Here is an 18,077-nt window from a genome sequence, read left to right on the forward strand (position 1 = left end):
CGGAAAATGGGCGTTTTAACGTTTGTTTACATTATTGCAAGATGGCTTAATACTTGCTTGTAAAGCAAAATGGTCTTTTTGTTGTCCCTTAGTTTGTATTTTATTATTTTAAGTTTCCGACATCTCCCGTTTGTATATTGTCATTTTTCATCGTTCGTTTTTTGCGGAGAATCCCCATGGATACTATATTGTACAACGTACATAAAGGCGGTTACTGTATTGTTTACACTAAGTGGAAATGTGTTATTGTACAAAGTAAGATAACAAAGAGTCTTATCTATAAGTGTTTACACGTTACAAAAAATAGAATAAATATTTTGATATATCGAATTAATACATATATTTGCAGTCTGATTATTCGAGTGTGTATACATGGAAAACGCAAAAATGTTCAATCCGCACGTATCGGTAGACTGTGTGTTAATGACCATTGTCAACGATAAACTTTCCGTCTTATTGGTGGAAAGAAAGGGTCAGCACGGACAAGCTTTGGGGTTGAAATTGCCGGGAGGTTTGATCTATCAGACAGAAGATTTGGATGAAGCAGCCAACCGGACACTGAACGACGCGACCGGCATGAAGCGCGTACAGCTGCATCAGTTTCGTTGTTTCGGTTCACCTATGCGTACAAAAAACAAAGAAGATGTGATCTGGTTGGAATCCGCTTCGAACCAGAAGATCATGCAGGCCTATCAGGGCAGTATTCGTATCATCACAGTGGCTTACCTGGCTTTATGCAAGCCCGACAAGAAAACCGCAGACAGCGAATATGAATCCAAACACTGGGTGGCGATCGACAGTCTGCCCCGTATGCCCTTCGACCACAATGAGATCGTCAACGAAGCCGTCAAAGAGATACGGTTATGGATCGATCGGGAACCGGCGATCGTATTTAATTACCTGAAAAAGAAATTCACGGCCTCAGAATTGCGGCGCACGTACGAGATCTTGTATAATAAGACACTGGACGTACGTAATTTCCATAAGAAGATGAAATCGTGGGAATACCTGCTGCCAACCGAAGACCGGAAAGAGGGTACGGCACATCGCTCGCCCCGCTATTATCGTTTTGATAAAATTATTTATAACAAACAACGAGCTAAGCTCAATAAAAATCTGGAGTAAAATTATGTTATTAGGTTGCGACATAGGAAGTTCTTCCATTAAAGCGGCACTTGTTGACGAGACAACAGGTAAAATCGTTGGTTCCGACTTTTATCCCAAACAGGAGGCTGCCATCAATGCGGTTCGTCCGGGGTGGGCCGAACAGGATCCCAACGAATGGTGGAAAAACCTGAAAATGGCTATTGCGGGCGCTTTAGCCCAGGCAAATGCCAGCGGAAAAGAGATCAAAGCGATTGGTATATCTTATCAGATGCACGGGTTGGTCATTGTTGACAAGAAGCAGCAACTGCTTCGTCCTTCGATCATCTGGTGTGATAGCCGGGCGGTGCCTTATGGCGAAAAAGCCTTTAAGAATATGGGCGAAGAATATACCCTGGCGCATCTGCTTAACTCCCCCGGTAACTTCACGGCCTCAAAATTGGCCTGGGTAAAAGAATACGAACCTCAGCTATTCGATCAGATCCATAAAATCATGCTTCCGGGAGACTACATCGCCATGCGGATGACGGGCGATATCGTTACAACGGTGTCTGGTCTGTCGGAAGGTATATTCTGGGATTTCAAGAATAACAGCTTGTCGGACGACCTAATGAACTATTATGGCTTCAACAAGGATGTGATTGCCGATATCAAACCTACGTTTGGTTTGCAGGGAGAATTATTAGCTTCTGTTGCCGACGAACTGGGTCTGCAGAAAGGCACTCCGGTGACCTATCGCGCGGGCGATCAGCCTAACAACGCTTTGTCGCTTAACGTCCTGAACCCCGGAGAAATCGCCGCTACAGCCGGCACATCAGGGGTGGTGTATGGGGTAAACGATCAGGTGAACTACGACACGCTTTCACGCGTTAACACCTTTGCCCACGTGAACCATACGGCAGAGAATCCACGCTTAGGTGTTTTGCTTTGCATCAATGGTGTCGGCATCATGAATTCCTGGACAAAACGCATGATCGGTGAAGAACTGAGTTACAATCAATTGAACGACCTGGCGGCTACTGCGCCCATCGGTTCCGGCGGCGTTTCCGTGTTGCCGTTTGGTAATGGGGCGGAACGTATGCTCGCCAACAGAGAGATTGGTTGTTCACTTCATGGTATCAATTTCAACATTCATACTAAAGCTCACCTGGCGCGTGCCGCTCAGGAAGGGGTGGTCTTCTCGTTCAAATACGGTATGGACATCATGAACAATATGGGTATCAACATTGAAGTGATCCGGGCGGGTAACGCCAATATGTTCTTAAGTCCGATCTTCCGCGAAACGCTTTCGGGCATCACCGGAGCTCAGATCGAATTATACGATACGGATGGCGCCGTGGGGGCAGCCCGTGGAGCCGGTATAGGCGCAGGCATTTACGCATCGCCCCAGGAGGCTTTCGCTTCGCTTACCAAATTGCAGGTAATCGAGCCGGATGGGCATCATGCCGATAGCTATTGCGCTGCTTACGAAGTATGGAAAGAAAAACTGGAAAAACAAATTTAATATTCATTTAATTAATAAAGTAAAAATCATGAGTATCAACAACGGTAACAAAGAGTACTTCCCTGGAATCGGGAAGATTGCTTTCGAAGGAAAAGAGTCTAAAAACCCGATGGCATTCCACTATTATGATCCGGAAAAGATGGTTTACGGACGTAAGATGAAAGACTGGTTCAAATTCTCTATGGCATGGTGGCACACCCTTTGCGCTGAAGGAGGAGATCCATTCGGTGGCGGAACCAAGACTTTCCCCTGGGCAGCAGGCAACTCGGCTTTGGAAATAGCGAAGCAAAAACTGGACGCGGGCTTTGAGTTCATGCAGAAAGTAGGCATTGAATACTATTGCTTCCACGATGTAGACTTAATCGACGAGGGTAACTCAATCGAAGAATATGAAGCCAACCTGAAAGCTATTGTCGCTTATGCGAAAGAAAAACAGGCTGCAACCGGTATCAAATTGCTTTGGGGTACGGCAAACGTATTCGGACACAAACGTTATATGAACGGTGCGGCTACCAACCCAGACTTTGATGTAGTGGCTCGCGCAGGGGTTCAAATCAAGAATGCTATCGATGCAACAATCGAACTCGGAGGTGAGAACTATGTATTTTGGGGAGGACGTGAAGGTTATTCTTCTCTCTTGAATACCCAAATGAAACGTGAGAAAGAGCATCTGGCTACTATGTTGACAGCCGCTCGCGACTATGCTCGCAACAAAGGTTTCAAAGGAAACTTCCTGATCGAACCGAAACCTATGGAACCAACGAAGCACCAATACGACGTGGATGCGGAAACGGTGATCGGTTTCTTGCGCGCACATGGCTTAGAGAATGACTTTAAATTGAATATCGAAGTAAACCATGCAACCCTGGCAGGTCACACGTTCGAACACGAACTGCAGTGTGCTGCTGACGCCGGTATGCTGGGATCAATCGATGCTAACCGCGGTGATTATCAGAATGGCTGGGATACAGACCAATTCCCTATCGACATCAACGAACTGGTTCAATCGATGTTAGTGATCCTGCGCAGTGGTGGATTGCAAGGTGGCGGAACGAACTTCGACGCTAAGACACGTCGTAATTCAACCGACCTGGAAGATATCTTCATTGCTCATATCGCCGGTATGGATGCATTCGCTCGCGCTTTAGAAGTAGCGGCAGCCCTATTAGAAGAGTCACCTATGCCGAAGATGCTGGAAGATCGTTATAGCTCTTTCGACGCAGGCAAAGGAAAAGAATTCGAAGAAGGCAAACTCTCTTTGGAAGAGGTAGTCGAATATGCGAAGGCAAAAGGCGAGCCTGCTCAAACCAGTGGCAAGCAAGAGCTTTATGAAGCAATCGTTAATTTGTACATCTAATAGTAGTAAACAGGCAAGCTGTAAGCAGTGAAAATCACTGCTTACAGCTCACTGTAAACCGATTACCATGAAACAATACAATTCAATTTATATTTTCGCAATCACCTTGGTTGCCACCTTGGGAGGACTGCTTTTCGGTTACGATACGGCGGTTATCTCCGGTACGGTTGACTCTATCAAAGCTAATTTCATTATACCTAACGGATTAGGAGATTTTGCTTTGGGAGCTACTGTATCCAGTGCCTTGATTGGCTGTATTATCGGAGGCCTGATTTCCGGTTTTCTATCCAATCGATACGGACGAAAGAGAAGTCTGCAAATCGCGGGATTCCTCTTCTTCCTCTCGGCTTTGACCTCCGCATTCCCTGAAGTACTGTTCTTCACGAAAGGGGAACCTTCTATAGGTCTGCTTTTGGCTTTTAACTGTTATCGTATTATCGGAGGTATTGGTGTCGGTCTGGCTTCGGCTGTATGCCCTACCTATATCGGAGAGATTGCTCCTGCCGATATGCGTGGCCGGATGGTATCTTTCAACCAGTTTGCCATTATCTTTGGTATGCTCGTGGTTTATTTTGTGAACTGGGGTATTGCTAAAGGTCAAACGACCGAATGGGTACACGATATGGGATGGCGTTATATGTTTGCCTCAGAGGCTATTCCTGCCGGTTTATTCTTTATCTTCCTGTTCTTCGTTCCGGAAACACCGCGTTATTTGGCGTTGATACGTGAAGAAAAGAGAGCACTTAGTGTTCTGGAAAAGATAAACATCAACAAGGAAAGAGCGAAACAAATATTGGATGAGATTGTCGCTACGGTATCAGAAAATACGAAAAGCAAACTATTGTCTTATGGCAAGAAAGTAATCGTTATCGGCATTCTGCTTTCTGTATTCCAACAGTTTGTGGGAATCAATGTCGTTCTGTATTACGCTCCTACCATCTTTGAGAATATGGGAGCCGGACGAGATGCTTCCATGTTACAAACCATTGTGATGGGATTGGTTAATGTAATCTTTACCGTACTGGCGATCATGACAGTAGATAAGCTGGGACGTAAGCCTTTGTTGATCATTGGCTCTATAGGTATGGCAGTGGGTATGTTCGCCGTAGCTATCTTAGCTTACTTACATATTATCAACATCCTGACATTGGTATTTATCATCATCTTCACAGCCTCCTTTATGATGTCTTGGGGACCGATCTGTTGGGTTTACATATCCGAACTCTTCCCCAATAAGATTCGCGGACAGGCGGTAGCTATCGCGGTAGCGGCACAATGGGCTGCTAACTTTTTCATCTCATCGACCTATCCGTCCATGATGAGCTTTAGCGAACCGATGACCTACGGATTCTACGGACTAATGGCAGTCTTATCCATGCTGTTTGTTTGGAAGATGGTTCCGGAAACCAAAGGGAAATCACTGGAAGAAATAGAAAAATATTGGAAAAAATAAAAAAAGAGACAACGAAAAAACCACTTAAACGACACAAATATTACCACTAATGAATGATGAGCGGGAATTATCCTTTACGAAAGGGATGGTTCCCGCGTTTTTTATACGAATCACGGTGGTTACCTATATCCGTCGGGTGATCGCCCATGATCCGACCATCCGGATTATAGCCATCCCAAGAAAAGGCTATATGTTAAAAGGATAAACCCTTCTTTTTGTCTATTTTTGCAACCTGATTAAACAAATCAGGCTCTCGCGGTTTATATATATATATACATTATAAAAATATTCTCGATATGAAACTAACACATTTTTTCTCTTTATTACTGGTCTGTATGCTGTTGCAAGGCTGCGATGTAGCCAAACAGGTAAGTGGTGCCTACAACCTGACGCAGTGTAAATTCGATTATAATTCGATCTCCAACCTGCAACTCGCCGGTATGGACCTGTCCAAAGGTATCAATCCGGTGCAGCTATTGCAACTAACTCCCCTGTTGACCGGGCAGGCCAGCTCTGTGCCTCTCAACTTCACATTGAATCTCGACATAACTAACCCCAATCAATCGGCTGCCTTCCTACAGGGATTGCAATATATCCTGCAGATCGACGGTGTGCAGTTCACCACCGGCAGCATCAACCAGGCGCTCAATATCGCCGCCGGAGCCAAACAAAAACTTCCTTTGTCGATCGGCTTCGACCTGGCTACGCTGTTGAAAGGCGATACGAAAGACGCTGTAGTCAATGTCGTAAAGAACATCGTTGGCGTAAACGACCAGCAATCACAGATCACCCTCCAACTGCGCCCCAATATCAAAGTGGGCGACTACACCATCCCCTCCCCTGTCTATCTGCCCGTGAGCTTTGCTTTCGGGGGGAAATAAGAACTGTGATTTCCCTGAATGCAGGATGGGCTATGATTTGATTTCTTGATTTAGATGATTTTCTGATTATTTGTGTAAACAATCAGGTGATTCAAAAAAAATCAGGAGAAATCAAATCATAGCCCATCCTGCATTCAGCGTAATCAAAGTTCAATTTATCATTTTGTCAAAATCGCAGGACTTTTTTTCCGAACTCCCGGGACTTTTTTCACAAACTCCCGGGAGAAACATTTTTTAACGTATCATATTGTAAAGCAAAATGGCCTTTTTGCTATCAAAATGATAATTAGCTTTTTTGCCGCTATGGATAGTTTTCAACATCTATCAAAACAATGGCATAGTATTTGCTGTTTATTAAACAAGATATTTATATTTGCATAGATACAAACCAGAAGGAATAGAAAGATGAAACAAAATTATACGAAGAGACTGATGGATGTGATCGAATATAGTCGTGAAGAGGCTATGCGCCTTCAAAACAGCTATATAGGTCCGGAGCATTTGATGCTGGGTATCATCCGTGATGGTGAAGGGAAAGCAATACAGCTCTTACATGAGTTGAATGCGGATCCGACCGGTATTAAAAGATGTATCGAACAGGATATTCGCAATACGGTCGACGCAGACGATGACCACCAGCAGGAGATTGCCCTGACCAAAACCACCGAACGCGTATTGCGCATGAGCGTGTTGGAAGCCCGTATGTTTAAGAGTACGGAAACCGGAACCGAACACCTGCTTTTGGCCATATTAAAGGAAGAATTCAATATCGCCGCTCGTGCCTTGAACAAAGAGGGCGTCAATTACCGCAGCGTTTACAACCATTTGGTAAGCGGCAGCGGATTGACCGAATATGAGGAGGTGGATGAAATAAGCGACGGATACACCGACGATGAAGATGACGACGAGGATGATTTCGCCTCCCGAAAAGAAACTTCCCGTGGTCAGGGTGGCAATCAGCCGAAGTCGCCCAACGACACGCCGGTGCTCGATAATTTCGGTACCGACATGACCCGTGCGGCAGCCGAAAACCGCCTGGATCCGATCGTTGGCCGCGAGACGGAGATCGAACGCCTGGCGCAGATCCTGAGTCGGCGCAAAAAGAATAATCCGGTGCTTATTGGTGAGCCGGGTGTCGGAAAATCGGCCATCGTAGAAGGGCTGGCGCTTCGGATCACCCAACGTAAGGTATCACGAATCCTGTTCGACAAGCGTGTGATAAGCCTGGATATGGCATCGATTGTCGCCGGAACGAAATACCGCGGACAGTTCGAGGAACGTATCAAAGCGATCCTGAACGAGCTTTCCAAAAATCCGAATATCATCCTGTTTATCGACGAGATCCATACGATTGTCGGAGCCGGTTCGGCTTCGGGTTCGATGGACGCGGCCAATATGCTGAAACCGGCTCTGGCACGTGGTGAGATACAATGTATTGGAGCTACCACACTGGATGAATACCGCAAGAATATAGAGAAAGACGGTGCCCTGGAGCGTCGTTTCCAAAAAGTAATCGTTGATCCGACCACGGCGGAAGAGACATTACAGATATTGAAAAACATCAAACCGCGCTATGAAGAGCATCACAATGTGAGCTATACGGACGGCGCGCTTACAGCGTGTGTCAAATTGACAGAACGTTATATCAGCGACCGCAACTTCCCGGATAAGGCGATCGATGCCCTGGATGAAGCCGGATCGCGTGTACATATATCCAATATCATCGTTCCCAAGAGCATCGAAGAGTTGGAAGGAAAGATTGAAGATACGAAAGCAGAGAAGCTGGCTGCTGTGAAATCGCAGAATTTTGAGCTGGCTGCCAGCTTCCGTGACAAAGAGCGTCAATACCTGTTGCAACTGGAGGCAGCAAAAGCCAAATGGGAACAGGAAATGCAGGAACACCGTGAAACGGTCGATGAAGACAAGGTGGCCGAAGTGGTCGCCATGATGTCAGGCGTGCCGGTTCAACGTATTGCTACCACGGAGAATGCCCGCCTGTTGGAAATGGGCGATATCCTGAAAAAGCAGGTAATTGGCCAGGATGAAGCGGTGAGCAAAATCGTAAAAGCTATTCAGCGCAACCGTGTCGGACTGAAAGACCCGAACAAACCGATCGGCACCTTTATGTTCCTGGGACCGACAGGGGTGGGTAAAACACATTTGGCCAAGAAGTTGGCAGAATATCTGTTCGACTCGGCTGATTCCCTGATCCGTATTGATATGAGCGAATACCTGGAGAAGTTTGCCGTATCGCGCCTGATCGGTGCACCTCCGGGATACGTGGGATACGAAGAGGGCGGACAGCTCACGGAGAAAGTGCGCCGCAAACCCTATTCGGTCGTATTGCTCGATGAGATTGAGAAGGCGCATCCGGATGTGTTCCATCTGCTTCTGCAGGTATTGGACGAAGGGCGCTTGACCGACAGTCTGGGACGTCGCATTGATTTCAAGAATACAATAGTGATCATGACATCCAATATCGGTACCCGTCAGTTGAAAGACTTTGGACGTGGCATCGGCTTCCAGGCACAGGCGGCAAGCGAAGCGGATAAAGATTTCTCGCGCGGCGTGATACAAAAGGCGTTGAATAAGGCCTTTGCTCCTGAGTTCCTGAATCGTGTGGATGATATTATTATGTTCGACCAGTTGGACAAAACATCTATCCATCAGATTATCGATATCGAACTGAAGGGACTTTACAAGCGTGTTGAAGACCTGGGTTACAAATTAGTTATTACCGATGATGCGAAGGATTACATCGCCTCTAAAGGATATGACGTGCAGTTTGGCGCCCGTCCACTGAAACGTGCCATCCAGAAATACCTGGAAGACGAAATGGCAGAGATGATCATTCGGGCATCGGTGGGCGAAGGCGATGAGATCATTGTCGGCTTCAACAAAGAAGAACAACAGATCACCACCGAAGTGAAAAAGAAAGAGCCGAAAGAAGAGGCTTGAAACAATATAGGATAATAGAGAGAAAAGGTTACCGCCGAATGGCTGGTGACCTTTTTTGTGGTTCATAATGCAACATTTAAAGCCTGCATTGCATCATAATAGAAGTACCCCAAAAGATAATCTTATGAAAAAGTCCTATTTGTTTGCTGTCGTTCTGTCTGTTTTATTGTTTTCAGCCTGTGATAATGACTTTGATTTTGATGATCCCGAACACAACAGCGGGAAATTGCGTACCGTACGAATGGAAAAGACCACCATTGGCGATGGACAAGTAATTGTTGCCTGGGGGTATAACAACCAATATACCCAGGATATAAATACCAAGTGCATCATGCTGCCCGATCTTGAGCCCGAGAAGTTTACCCTATATCAATCGTTTGACCCGGATAAGGATTTTACGAAAGTGGTTGAGTTTACAAACCGAAAAGACCCCTATTTTGAACATACGATCAAAGGCCTGGAGAATGGAAAACCGGTCTATTTTTATGTGGAATCCTCCCGCAAAAAATATGATTCGGAGGTGTCACTTACTATTATGGTTATCCCTAACCCAGAGGTTCAATCTCAGCTAATCTTCAAAGAATCAGCAACAAGTGATCTTATTGATTTACTACGTTACTGTCCTGTGAATAATAAAGTTGCGTACAATACACGCCTTAATATTTTAAATAAAAGACAATTGATTGTAGTCAACCTGGATGGCTCGGGAAAAGAGTTGGTACATAATAATCGTTCCCTGTATGATATTTGCTGGAGCAGTGACGGGAATATGATTGTCTATTCCACGATGATTGGAAACGATAAAGCTATCCTCGTGTATGATTTAACGACAAAAGAGGAGTCAATCCTGTTTACATTACCCGATAAATATGTGTTTAACCTGGCGATCTCACCTGATTCCAAAAAGATTCTTTGCACGTCATTAGAAAACACGGAAGAGTGGAAGTACTCTATCCGTATGCTCGATTTGGAAACAAAGGAATTAACAACCATCTTGAAGCGGGATGATTACAATAGTTTGGAAAGTATTGATTGGATCAATAATGAAGAGTTTATCTTTGAAGCAAGAGAATCAATAGATTATTATCGGGCTTATTCTTGTATATATAGGGCATCCATCAATAGCGACAAATGCGAAAATATCATTCGCTCCCAATGGCTCGATACGGATATATCCCTCTCTCCCGACAAAAAGAGAATGGCATTCACTTCAACTCGCTCCGGAAGTACGCAGCTTTGGGTGTACGATATCGAAAAGAAACAGTTTAATCAACTGACAGGATTCGATGTAAATCAGAGAGATGCTTATGGCATTTCGCGTCCGGGATGGATCGATAATCAGACCATCCACTACCTGGAAAATGCCCGGAATATACGAACCTTATCGATCGATTAATGTGCATCGGTATGTAATATCCCGATAAAAGGCGGGATCAATCCCAGATTTTCTTCAAACGCGTTGAGCTTCTCCTTTTCACCGGCAAGCAGAAGTGTGTCGCCCTCTTCGAACATAAAGTCGGGATAAATATGGATAATGGAAACATCGTCGCGTTCGATATTGATAATCATACATTCTGTCTGGTTTTGTATATTCATGGATTGAATCGTCTCCCCGATCAGGGGAGAGCCGGGTTCCACCACGTATTGTGATAAGCTGATCTGGTAGATGGGCTCCTCTTCCGGTATCTCCACCTGTGCCCGGTCGGCAATCACCTTGGTCATGTTCTGGATATCTTCATCCGATCCGGCCACGATCATCTTGTCATAGGGATAGATACGCTCGTTGGCATCCGGGATATTGATCTTCTGGTTGCCACGGATGATTGAAACCACATTCACTCCATAACGGCTTCTCAGGTCAAGATCGCGCAGGGTCTTCCCTATTTTAGGCGAAGAGGGCGACACATCTATCTCCTCCAGGTGGATATCTTTCGACAACAAGGCATTGGCAATCTTCGGATGTATGGGTGCGCGCTTCTCTTCAAACAGCTGTTTCTGGTTCAGATTCTCTAAGAAGCGTGCTTCCATACGCCGCGATTGTGTTTTAAAGCCCTGGAAAAATATGATACAGGTAACCACGCCACCGGAGATGACCCACAGCCAAACCGTGGCATTCGGGAATAAAGGAGTCAATACCATCATGGTTAAGCCGATACATATAACCACCCGAAGCACAATCAGCGAGATCAATGCTCCGCGGTTGAAGTGGTTGTCTTCCCATAAAGACTTGAATTCTTCCGAGCGATTCTTCTTCATCATGATGGCACGCAGGAAGGGCGCCATCAGGATAAGCGTGATGGTAGCCGCCAATAACCGCCCCCAAATAGCCGGAACATTCTCTAAAATAAAGGGCGTAACGAAGTATTCACACAGATAAATCACAGCTAAAGAAACGGTTGCATAAATAGCCGTAAACTGCAGTATGCTACGCAGTAAGCGATTCCAGTGCGTACGTTTGTTTACTGTCTTCAGGTTCGAGGAGGCATAGCCTTCCAATAAGCGGGTCAGATTGGCAGGCGTATGTTTCTCTATCCAGTTATAGATGGGTGTCGACAGGCGGATGCAATAGGGCGTGGTGAAGGTGGTGATGATGGATACGGCGACAATAATCGGGTAAAGCGTGTTGCTGATCACCCCCAGACTATTACCCAACGTAGCAATAATAAAGGAGAACTCCCCGATCTGTGCCAGACTAAAACCTGCCTGCATCGCCACCTTCAACCCTTCTCCGGAAGCCAACACACCCAAAGTAGCAAAAATAATACGCCCGATCAATACCACTAAAGTGAGTACAACAATCAATGTAGCATATTCTACGATCACATTCGGGTCGAGCATCATGCCGACAGAAACAAAAAAGATGGCGCCAAAAAAGGTTTTGATAGGCTCTACCAGATGTTCTATCGCCTTTGCCTTGACCGTTTCCGCCAGAATAGATCCCATAATAAACGCCCCAAGCGCTGCCGAGAAGCCAACCTTTGAGGCAAACAAAACCATGCCCAGGCAAAGACCGATCGATACAATTAACAGGGTTTCGTCGTTCAGATACCGGCCCAGTTTCTTAAGCATTGTGGGTATCAGGTAAATACCCACAATAAACCACACCAACACAAAGAACATCAGGCGCAACAGGCTATTCAACAGCTCCACTCCTTCGATAGTATGGCTTACGGCAACCGTCGACAACAACACCATCATCAGGATCGCCGCCAGGTCTTCGACGATCAGCATACCGAAAACAATGCCGGCAAACTTCTGCTTTTGCAGGCCCATATCATTGAAGGCTTTGATAATGATGGTGGTCGACGACATAGAAAGCATGCCTCCGAGAAAGATACTATCCATTTGTGACCAGTTTAATAGTTGCCCGACGATATAGCCTATCAGGATCATCGATCCCATATTGATTAAGGTGGCAATCGAAGCCGTTCCACCCACATCCATCAATTTCTTGAAACTAAAATCGAGCCCAAGCGCAAACAATAGAAAGATGACACCAATTTCCGACCATATCTCCACATTCCCCATATCGGTCACCGTTGGAAGCCATGTAATATAAGGCCCAGCAATAAATCCGGCCACAATATAGCCCAATACCACCGGTTGTTTCAGCCATTTAAAAAGTATAGTTGCGATGCCTGCTGTGATAAGAATGAGAGCCAGGTCACCTATAAAATCATGAAGATGCGTCATAGTCTGAGTTGTTTGCGTGGTTAAAATTAGTAAAAATCCGTTAGTTTCAAGTGACAATTTCGCTTTTTTACGTCTGCAAATTTGTCAGTCGGAAAGAAACTTCCCCTCTCCTGCCCCGTTTGGCATCTCTTTTGCATACAGCATAATAGCAAACAAAGTATAACTACATAAAAAACAGAGAAAGAACGATGAGTAAACAAGGTAACATTGGGGTAACGAGTGAAAATATATTCCCCATTATCAAGAAGTTCCTCTACAGTGACAATGAAATCTTCCTACGCGAAATTGTATCAAACGCAGTCGACGCGACTCAGAAACTGAGGACGCTGGCATCGGTTGGCGATTTCAAAGGTGAAATGGGTGACCTGACAGTCCGCGTCAGTTTCGATGATGAGAAGATCGTTGTTTCTGACCGGGGTATCGGTATGACAGCCGAGGAGATCGATAAGTATATCAATCAGATCGCCTTCTCCGGTGCCGAAGAGTTTGTTGAGAAGTATAAAAACGATGCAGCCTCTATTATCGGCCATTTCGGTTTAGGCTTTTATTCCTCTTTTATGGTATCTAAACGGGTGGAGATTGTCACCAAATCACATAAAGAGGGCGCTGTCGCCATGAAATGGAGCTGTGAAGGCGATCCCGAATACACCGTGGAGGAAACCGAAAAAGCCGATCGGGGAACCGATATCATCATGTATATCGACGATGAGAATAAAGATTTTCTCACCAAAGAGAAATTGCTTGGCCTGTTGACCAAATATTGCCGCTTCCTGCCTGTATCGATCGCATTTGGCAAGAAACAGGAATGGAAAGATGGTAAATATGTCGACACGGAAGAGGACAACATCATCAACGACACTACGCCGGCTTGGGTGCGTAAACCGGCTGACATGACCGACGAAGACTATCAGAAGTTCTACCGCGACCTGTATCCGATGGCCGAAGAACCTTTGTTTTGGATCCATCTGAATGTGGATTATCCGTTCAACCTGACGGGGATCCTCTATTTCCCACGCATTAAAAACAATATCGACCTGAACCGGAATAAGATTCAGTTGTACTGCAACCAGGTTTTTGTAACCGACTCGGTGGAAGGAATCGTACCGGAGTTTCTGACCCTGCTGCATGGTGTGCTCGATTCACCGGATATTCCGCTGAATGTGTCGCGTTCCTATCTGCAGAGCGACCAGAATGTGAAAAAGATCTCCAACCATATCACCAAAAAGGTATCCGACCGCCTGGAAGAGATCTTCAAGAGCGACCGTCCTCAGTTTGAAGAAAAATGGGACAACTTGAAACTCTTTATCCAATATGGCATGCTAACCGATGAAAAGTTTTACGACCGCGCCGCGAAGTTTGCCTTATTGAAAGATGTGGATAATGCCTATTTCACCTTCGAGGAATACAAAACGTTGGTAAATGAGAATCAAACAGATAAAGAAGGAAACCTGATCTATCTCTACACCAACAACCGGGAAGATCAGTACAGCTATATCCATGCGGCGAAAGACAAAGGCTACAGCGTATTGTTTATGGACGGGCAATTGGATTCGCATGTGATTGGTCAGTTGGAACAGAAGCTGGAGAAGACGCGTTTTGTGCGTGTCGACAGCGATACGGTTGACAATCTGATTCGCAAGAGCGATGCCAATAAGGTGACACTCGATGAAGAACAGCAGAACGCTTTGCAACAGATGTTCAAAAGCCAGCTTCCTCAGATTGAGAAAACAGAGTTTATGGTTGCTTTCGAAGCCTTAGGCGAAAACAGCCATCCGGTGATGCTGACCCAAAGCGAGTATATGCGCCGTATGCGCGACATGGCCGCTATGCAACCCGGCATGTCTTTCTATGGTGAAATCCCCGACAGCTATAACCTGGTATTGAACACCGACCATCCATTGGTAAAGAAGGTATTGGCGGATGAAGAGCTGGCATTGAACGATAAGATCACTCCGATTGCTGCCGATATCAAAGGTTGGGAAGCTCGCCAGGCTGACCTTCAGGAGGCTCAGAGTAAGAAAAAAGAGGAAGAAATCACTTCCGAAGAGAAAGAAGACAAGGCCAACACCGATAAAAAGTTGGATGAATTGCGCGGGCAGCGCGATGCTATCATTGCCGAATATGCCGGTACGAACAAGATGGTCAGCCAGTTGATCGACCTGGCTCTATTGGCCAACGGCATGCTAAAAGGCGAAGCACTTAGCCAGTTCATCAAGCGAAGTGTACAGATGATAGAATAAAGCTTTATTTGTATTGTATAGTTAATTGAAAAAGGCTGCTTCCCATACTGGAAAGCAGCCTTTCATTTTTTATAGAAAACCTTCATTATACAATAAATGTTTGAAACAGCTTGTTGTCACCTAACTCATCATACCCCTTCATTTCTATCCCTTTCAGATTGAAATAGGGCTTTACTCTGTCGTTCGCTTCAGGGACAAATATCTCTTCCACCTGCTCGGTGAGGGCCCAATTGGAGAGAGTGTTCAGATCGGCAGACGCCACATCCACATTTTCCACTCCAACCACTTTGTCATTCTCGACATCGAATACTATCACTCGACTGATACGGTCTTCGACCTCTTTCTTCTCTTGCCTTAAAACTAATGCTATCCTCATCTCAATATCAGTTTAATATTATACGTAAATATCATACTTTTAAAACGATTACGAAAGGTCTATATTGCAACATTTCTATTCCAAATAACAACTGGTAAACATAAATAGTTTTAATTTTCCTCGTTCTCAACAGATATTTTAAGAAATCCCGGTTCAAGACGAAATATCATTTTGTCAAAAACGCGGGAGTTTTTTTTCGAAATCCCGGGACTTCGGAGACAAACTCCCGGGAGAAACATTTTTTAACGTATCATATTGTAAAGCAAAATGGCGATTTTGCTATCATTTTGTCATTTTGTCTCTCTTATTAATTTGGGGCTGTGATGGTGATTGAAAAGAAGGAATGGAATCCTGTTTTTTAGAAATAATTTTCTACCTTTGCATTCATGCTTCGCATTACAAAACATATCGAACGGTTGCTTTTGGTACATGATTGTGTGATTGTGCCCAAGGTGGGTGGTTTTGTATTACAAACTGTCGCCTCTTCTTGCGAAAAGGTGACGCATTTCTTCGAGCCGATGCATAAGGAGGTGGTCTTTAACTGTTCGTTGCAACACAACGACGGCCTATTGACGGAGTCCTATATGCAGTCCTACAAAACAGATTTTCGTAAGGCACAAAAGATGGTGGAAGAGGATGTGACCGAACTTCTGGCACAACTCCGCCGTTTTGGGAAAGTGGCTTTCGAGCAATTAGGCTCCCTCACCCTGGGTGATGAAGGGCAGATCGTTTACCATCCGGCAAAAACGAATCACTTCAATGTGGATTATTACGGATTGTCTTCTTTCCATTTTCCGCAGCTTCCTATGATAGAACGCGACGAAACAGGAGTCATTCTTCCGGAAAAGCAAAAAAAGGATGTGTTCTACCTGCCTGTCAATATGCGGTTTGTGCGTAGTGCTGTTGCCATGGTGGCTGCTATTGCTTTGTTTCTTATCATATCGACCCCGGTAACAGACGTGCAACAACCGGCCTATACCGCCAGTATGATTCCACATGAACTGCTCAGCAAAGCGTCGATCGAGACGGTTTCAACCGGTGAGTTGCCCGAAATAGTGGCCGAAGCCGACCTGAACGCAAAAGAGGAAGCCATGCCGGAACCGGCAAAAAACAGGAAGAATTACCATATCGTTATCGGAAGTTTCCCAAACGAAGCAAAGGCAAGCGAATATCTTTCAACGCTTGACCTCGACCAATATCCCTATATCGGAACCATAGTCAAAGATGGCCGCCATCGTGTGTATGCCAATACATTCGATAACAAACAGGAAGCGGAGTCTTTTCTTAGCTCCATCCGGGAATCTGAAAAACACAAAGAAGCCTGGTTATTTGTCAGCCGCAATTAAGGATTCACTCCTTCTCGTCACCCTTCTTTTTCTTCTTTAATCGTCCGGCTTTGCGCAAGGCCTGATCCAGTATATATTGAATCTGGCCATTTGTGCTGCGGAACTCGTCCGCAGCCCATGTTTCAATTGCTTCCATCATCTCAGCATCGATCCGCAATATGAAGCTTTTATTTTCTTTTTTGGCCATTTTCTGTTACTGTTTTGTTAGTGATGCAGGGTTCCTGTGTTGAGTACCGGCGTGGCCGCTTCATCGGCACAGAGAACAACCAATAGATTGCTTACCATAGCAGCTTTCTTTTCTTCGTCCAGATCAACAATTTCTTCTTTCGCCAACTTATCTAAAGCGAGTTGAACCATGCTTACCGCACCTTCTACGATCTTTTCCCGGGCAGCAATAATGGCATCGGCCTGCTGGCGACGCAGCATAACTCCGGCAATTTCAGCAGCATAGGCCAGGTAGTTGATGCGGGCCTCAATGATTTCAATGCCGGCAATCGCCAGGCGACTGTTGAGTTCTTCCTCCAGTTTGCGCGCCACCTCCCCGTCGTCGGAGCGAAGCGTAACATTATCTCCCTCCGCTTCATGCGAGTCATAGGCGTACATTCCGGCGATCTTACGCAAAGCCGCGTCGCTCTGGATGGTGACAAAGTTTTCGAAACTTTGCATATGTTTTGACAGTTCGGCGGAGGTTCCGATCGTTACGGTGCCGGCTTGTACAACGGAGAACGAAGAAGAGTCGATATTAAACATCGCTTTGTAGGTGTCTTTCACTCTCCATACCATAACGGCTCCGATCATCACCGGATTACCTACCTTGTCGTTTACCTTGATCGGTGCAGCATCCAGGTTGCGGGCGCGCAGCGTTATCTTTTTCTTATTATAGAAAGGATTCACCCACATAAACCCGTTTTCCGTAATAGTTCCTTTGTATTTTCCAAAGAAAACCATCACCCGCGCATCGTTTGGCTCAATGGTCATAAAGCCCATCAGGCAGATAAACAATATAAACAGGCCGACAACGCCGACGAGAACACTCCAGGTCAGTCCCAAAGTAATTAGATAAATGGATCCTACCAACAGGATAAACCAAGCGGTCAGGGCGGCAAAGCCTGAGAGTTTTACGCCTTTAAAAACTGTTTCTGATGCTTTCATGATTTGATTTTGT

The 18,077-nt window shown here is 45.4% G+C and carries 14 protein-coding genes; 10 read left to right on the forward strand and 4 right to left on the reverse strand.

The genetic code is table 11. The features are described 5' to 3' along the window. The first annotated feature begins 372 nt into the window (after positions 1–372). The 8 genes from M2137_RS11915 to M2137_RS11950 all read left to right on the forward strand — a co-directional run bounded on the left by M2137_RS11915 (position 373) and on the right by M2137_RS11950 (position 10,653). The gene (locus M2137_RS11915; RefSeq protein WP_280766671.1) at positions 373–1,125 is read left to right on the forward strand and encodes an NUDIX domain-containing protein; all 753 of its coding nucleotides are present in this window, start codon (positions 373–375) and stop codon (positions 1,123–1,125) included. 1 nt (position 1,126) lies between these two features. Further along, a complete protein-coding gene (locus tag M2137_RS11920; protein ID WP_280766712.1) occupies positions 1,127–2,608 on the forward strand; it encodes an FGGY family carbohydrate kinase in 1,482 nt (493 codons plus the stop codon). A 28-nt stretch (positions 2,609–2,636) separates the two neighbouring features. Then, complete coding sequence (gene xylA / locus M2137_RS11925) at positions 2,637–3,965, forward strand: xylose isomerase (protein ID WP_280766672.1); 1,329 nt, start codon at positions 2,637–2,639, stop codon at positions 3,963–3,965. Positions 3,966–4,032: 67 nt separating this feature from the next. Continuing rightward, a complete protein-coding gene (gene xylE, locus M2137_RS11930; RefSeq protein ID WP_280766673.1) occupies positions 4,033–5,418 on the forward strand; it encodes a D-xylose transporter XylE in 1,386 nt (461 codons plus the stop codon). Positions 5,419–5,467: 49 nt separating this feature from the next. Further along, positions 5,468–5,623, forward strand: coding sequence for a hypothetical protein (locus tag M2137_RS11935; protein ID WP_280766674.1), 156 nt, complete (start codon positions 5,468–5,470; stop codon positions 5,621–5,623). A 91-nt stretch (positions 5,624–5,714) separates the two neighbouring features. Next, positions 5,715–6,299 carry an LEA type 2 family protein gene (locus M2137_RS11940; protein ID WP_280766675.1) on the forward strand — a complete coding sequence of 195 codons (585 nt, stop codon included), beginning with the start codon at positions 5,715–5,717 and terminating at the stop codon, positions 6,297–6,299. A 405-nt stretch (positions 6,300–6,704) separates the two neighbouring features. Further along, positions 6,705–9,257, forward strand: a complete 2,553-nt coding sequence (locus M2137_RS11945; RefSeq protein ID WP_280766676.1) for an ATP-dependent Clp protease ATP-binding subunit — start codon at positions 6,705–6,707, stop codon at positions 9,255–9,257. Between the two features lie 124 nt (positions 9,258–9,381). Beyond that, positions 9,382–10,653 (forward strand): hypothetical protein, encoded by a 1,272-nt coding sequence (locus tag M2137_RS11950; RefSeq protein WP_280766677.1) that lies wholly within the window; start codon positions 9,382–9,384, stop codon positions 10,651–10,653. On the opposite strand, the gene M2137_RS11955 is transcribed toward M2137_RS11950, so the two are convergent. After that, the gene (locus M2137_RS11955) at positions 10,650–12,950 is read right to left on the reverse strand and encodes a cation:proton antiporter (RefSeq protein WP_280766678.1); all 2,301 of its coding nucleotides are present in this window, start codon (positions 12,948–12,950) and stop codon (positions 10,650–10,652) included. The two genes, M2137_RS11950 and M2137_RS11955, sit on opposite strands and share 4 nt — an antisense overlap. A gap of 188 nt (positions 12,951–13,138) precedes the next feature. Between M2137_RS11955 and htpG the strand changes: the two genes are divergently transcribed. Continuing rightward, on the forward strand, positions 13,139–15,190 hold the full coding sequence (gene htpG, locus M2137_RS11960; RefSeq protein ID WP_280766679.1) for a molecular chaperone HtpG: 2,052 nt from the start codon (positions 13,139–13,141) through the stop codon (positions 15,188–15,190). 85 nt (positions 15,191–15,275) lie between these two features. On the opposite strand, the gene M2137_RS11965 is transcribed toward htpG, so the two are convergent. Continuing rightward, on the reverse strand, positions 15,276–15,566 hold the full coding sequence (locus M2137_RS11965; protein ID WP_280766680.1) for a hypothetical protein: 291 nt from the start codon (positions 15,564–15,566) through the stop codon (positions 15,276–15,278). Positions 15,567–15,952: 386 nt separating this feature from the next. On the opposite strand from M2137_RS11965, the gene M2137_RS11970 reads away from it, so the two are divergent. Continuing rightward, positions 15,953–16,912, forward strand: coding sequence for an SPOR domain-containing protein (locus M2137_RS11970; RefSeq protein WP_280766681.1), 960 nt, complete (start codon positions 15,953–15,955; stop codon positions 16,910–16,912). A gap of 4 nt (positions 16,913–16,916) precedes the next feature. Here M2137_RS11970 and M2137_RS11975 read toward each other — a convergent pair whose 3' ends face one another. Together M2137_RS11975 and M2137_RS11980 are read right to left on the reverse strand one after the other, a co-directional pair. Then, the gene (locus tag M2137_RS11975; RefSeq protein WP_280766682.1) at positions 16,917–17,099 is read right to left on the reverse strand and encodes an Arc family DNA-binding protein; all 183 of its coding nucleotides are present in this window, start codon (positions 17,097–17,099) and stop codon (positions 16,917–16,919) included. A gap of 17 nt (positions 17,100–17,116) precedes the next feature. Beyond that, positions 17,117–18,064 carry an SPFH domain-containing protein gene (locus M2137_RS11980; RefSeq protein WP_280766683.1) on the reverse strand — a complete coding sequence of 316 codons (948 nt, stop codon included), beginning with the start codon at positions 18,062–18,064 and terminating at the stop codon, positions 17,117–17,119. Between the last annotated feature and the right edge of the window lie 13 nt (positions 18,065–18,077).

This window comes from Parabacteroides sp. PFB2-10 (assembly GCF_029893085.1).
Classification (GTDB): Bacteria; Bacteroidota; Bacteroidia; order Bacteroidales; family Tannerellaceae; genus QVMG01.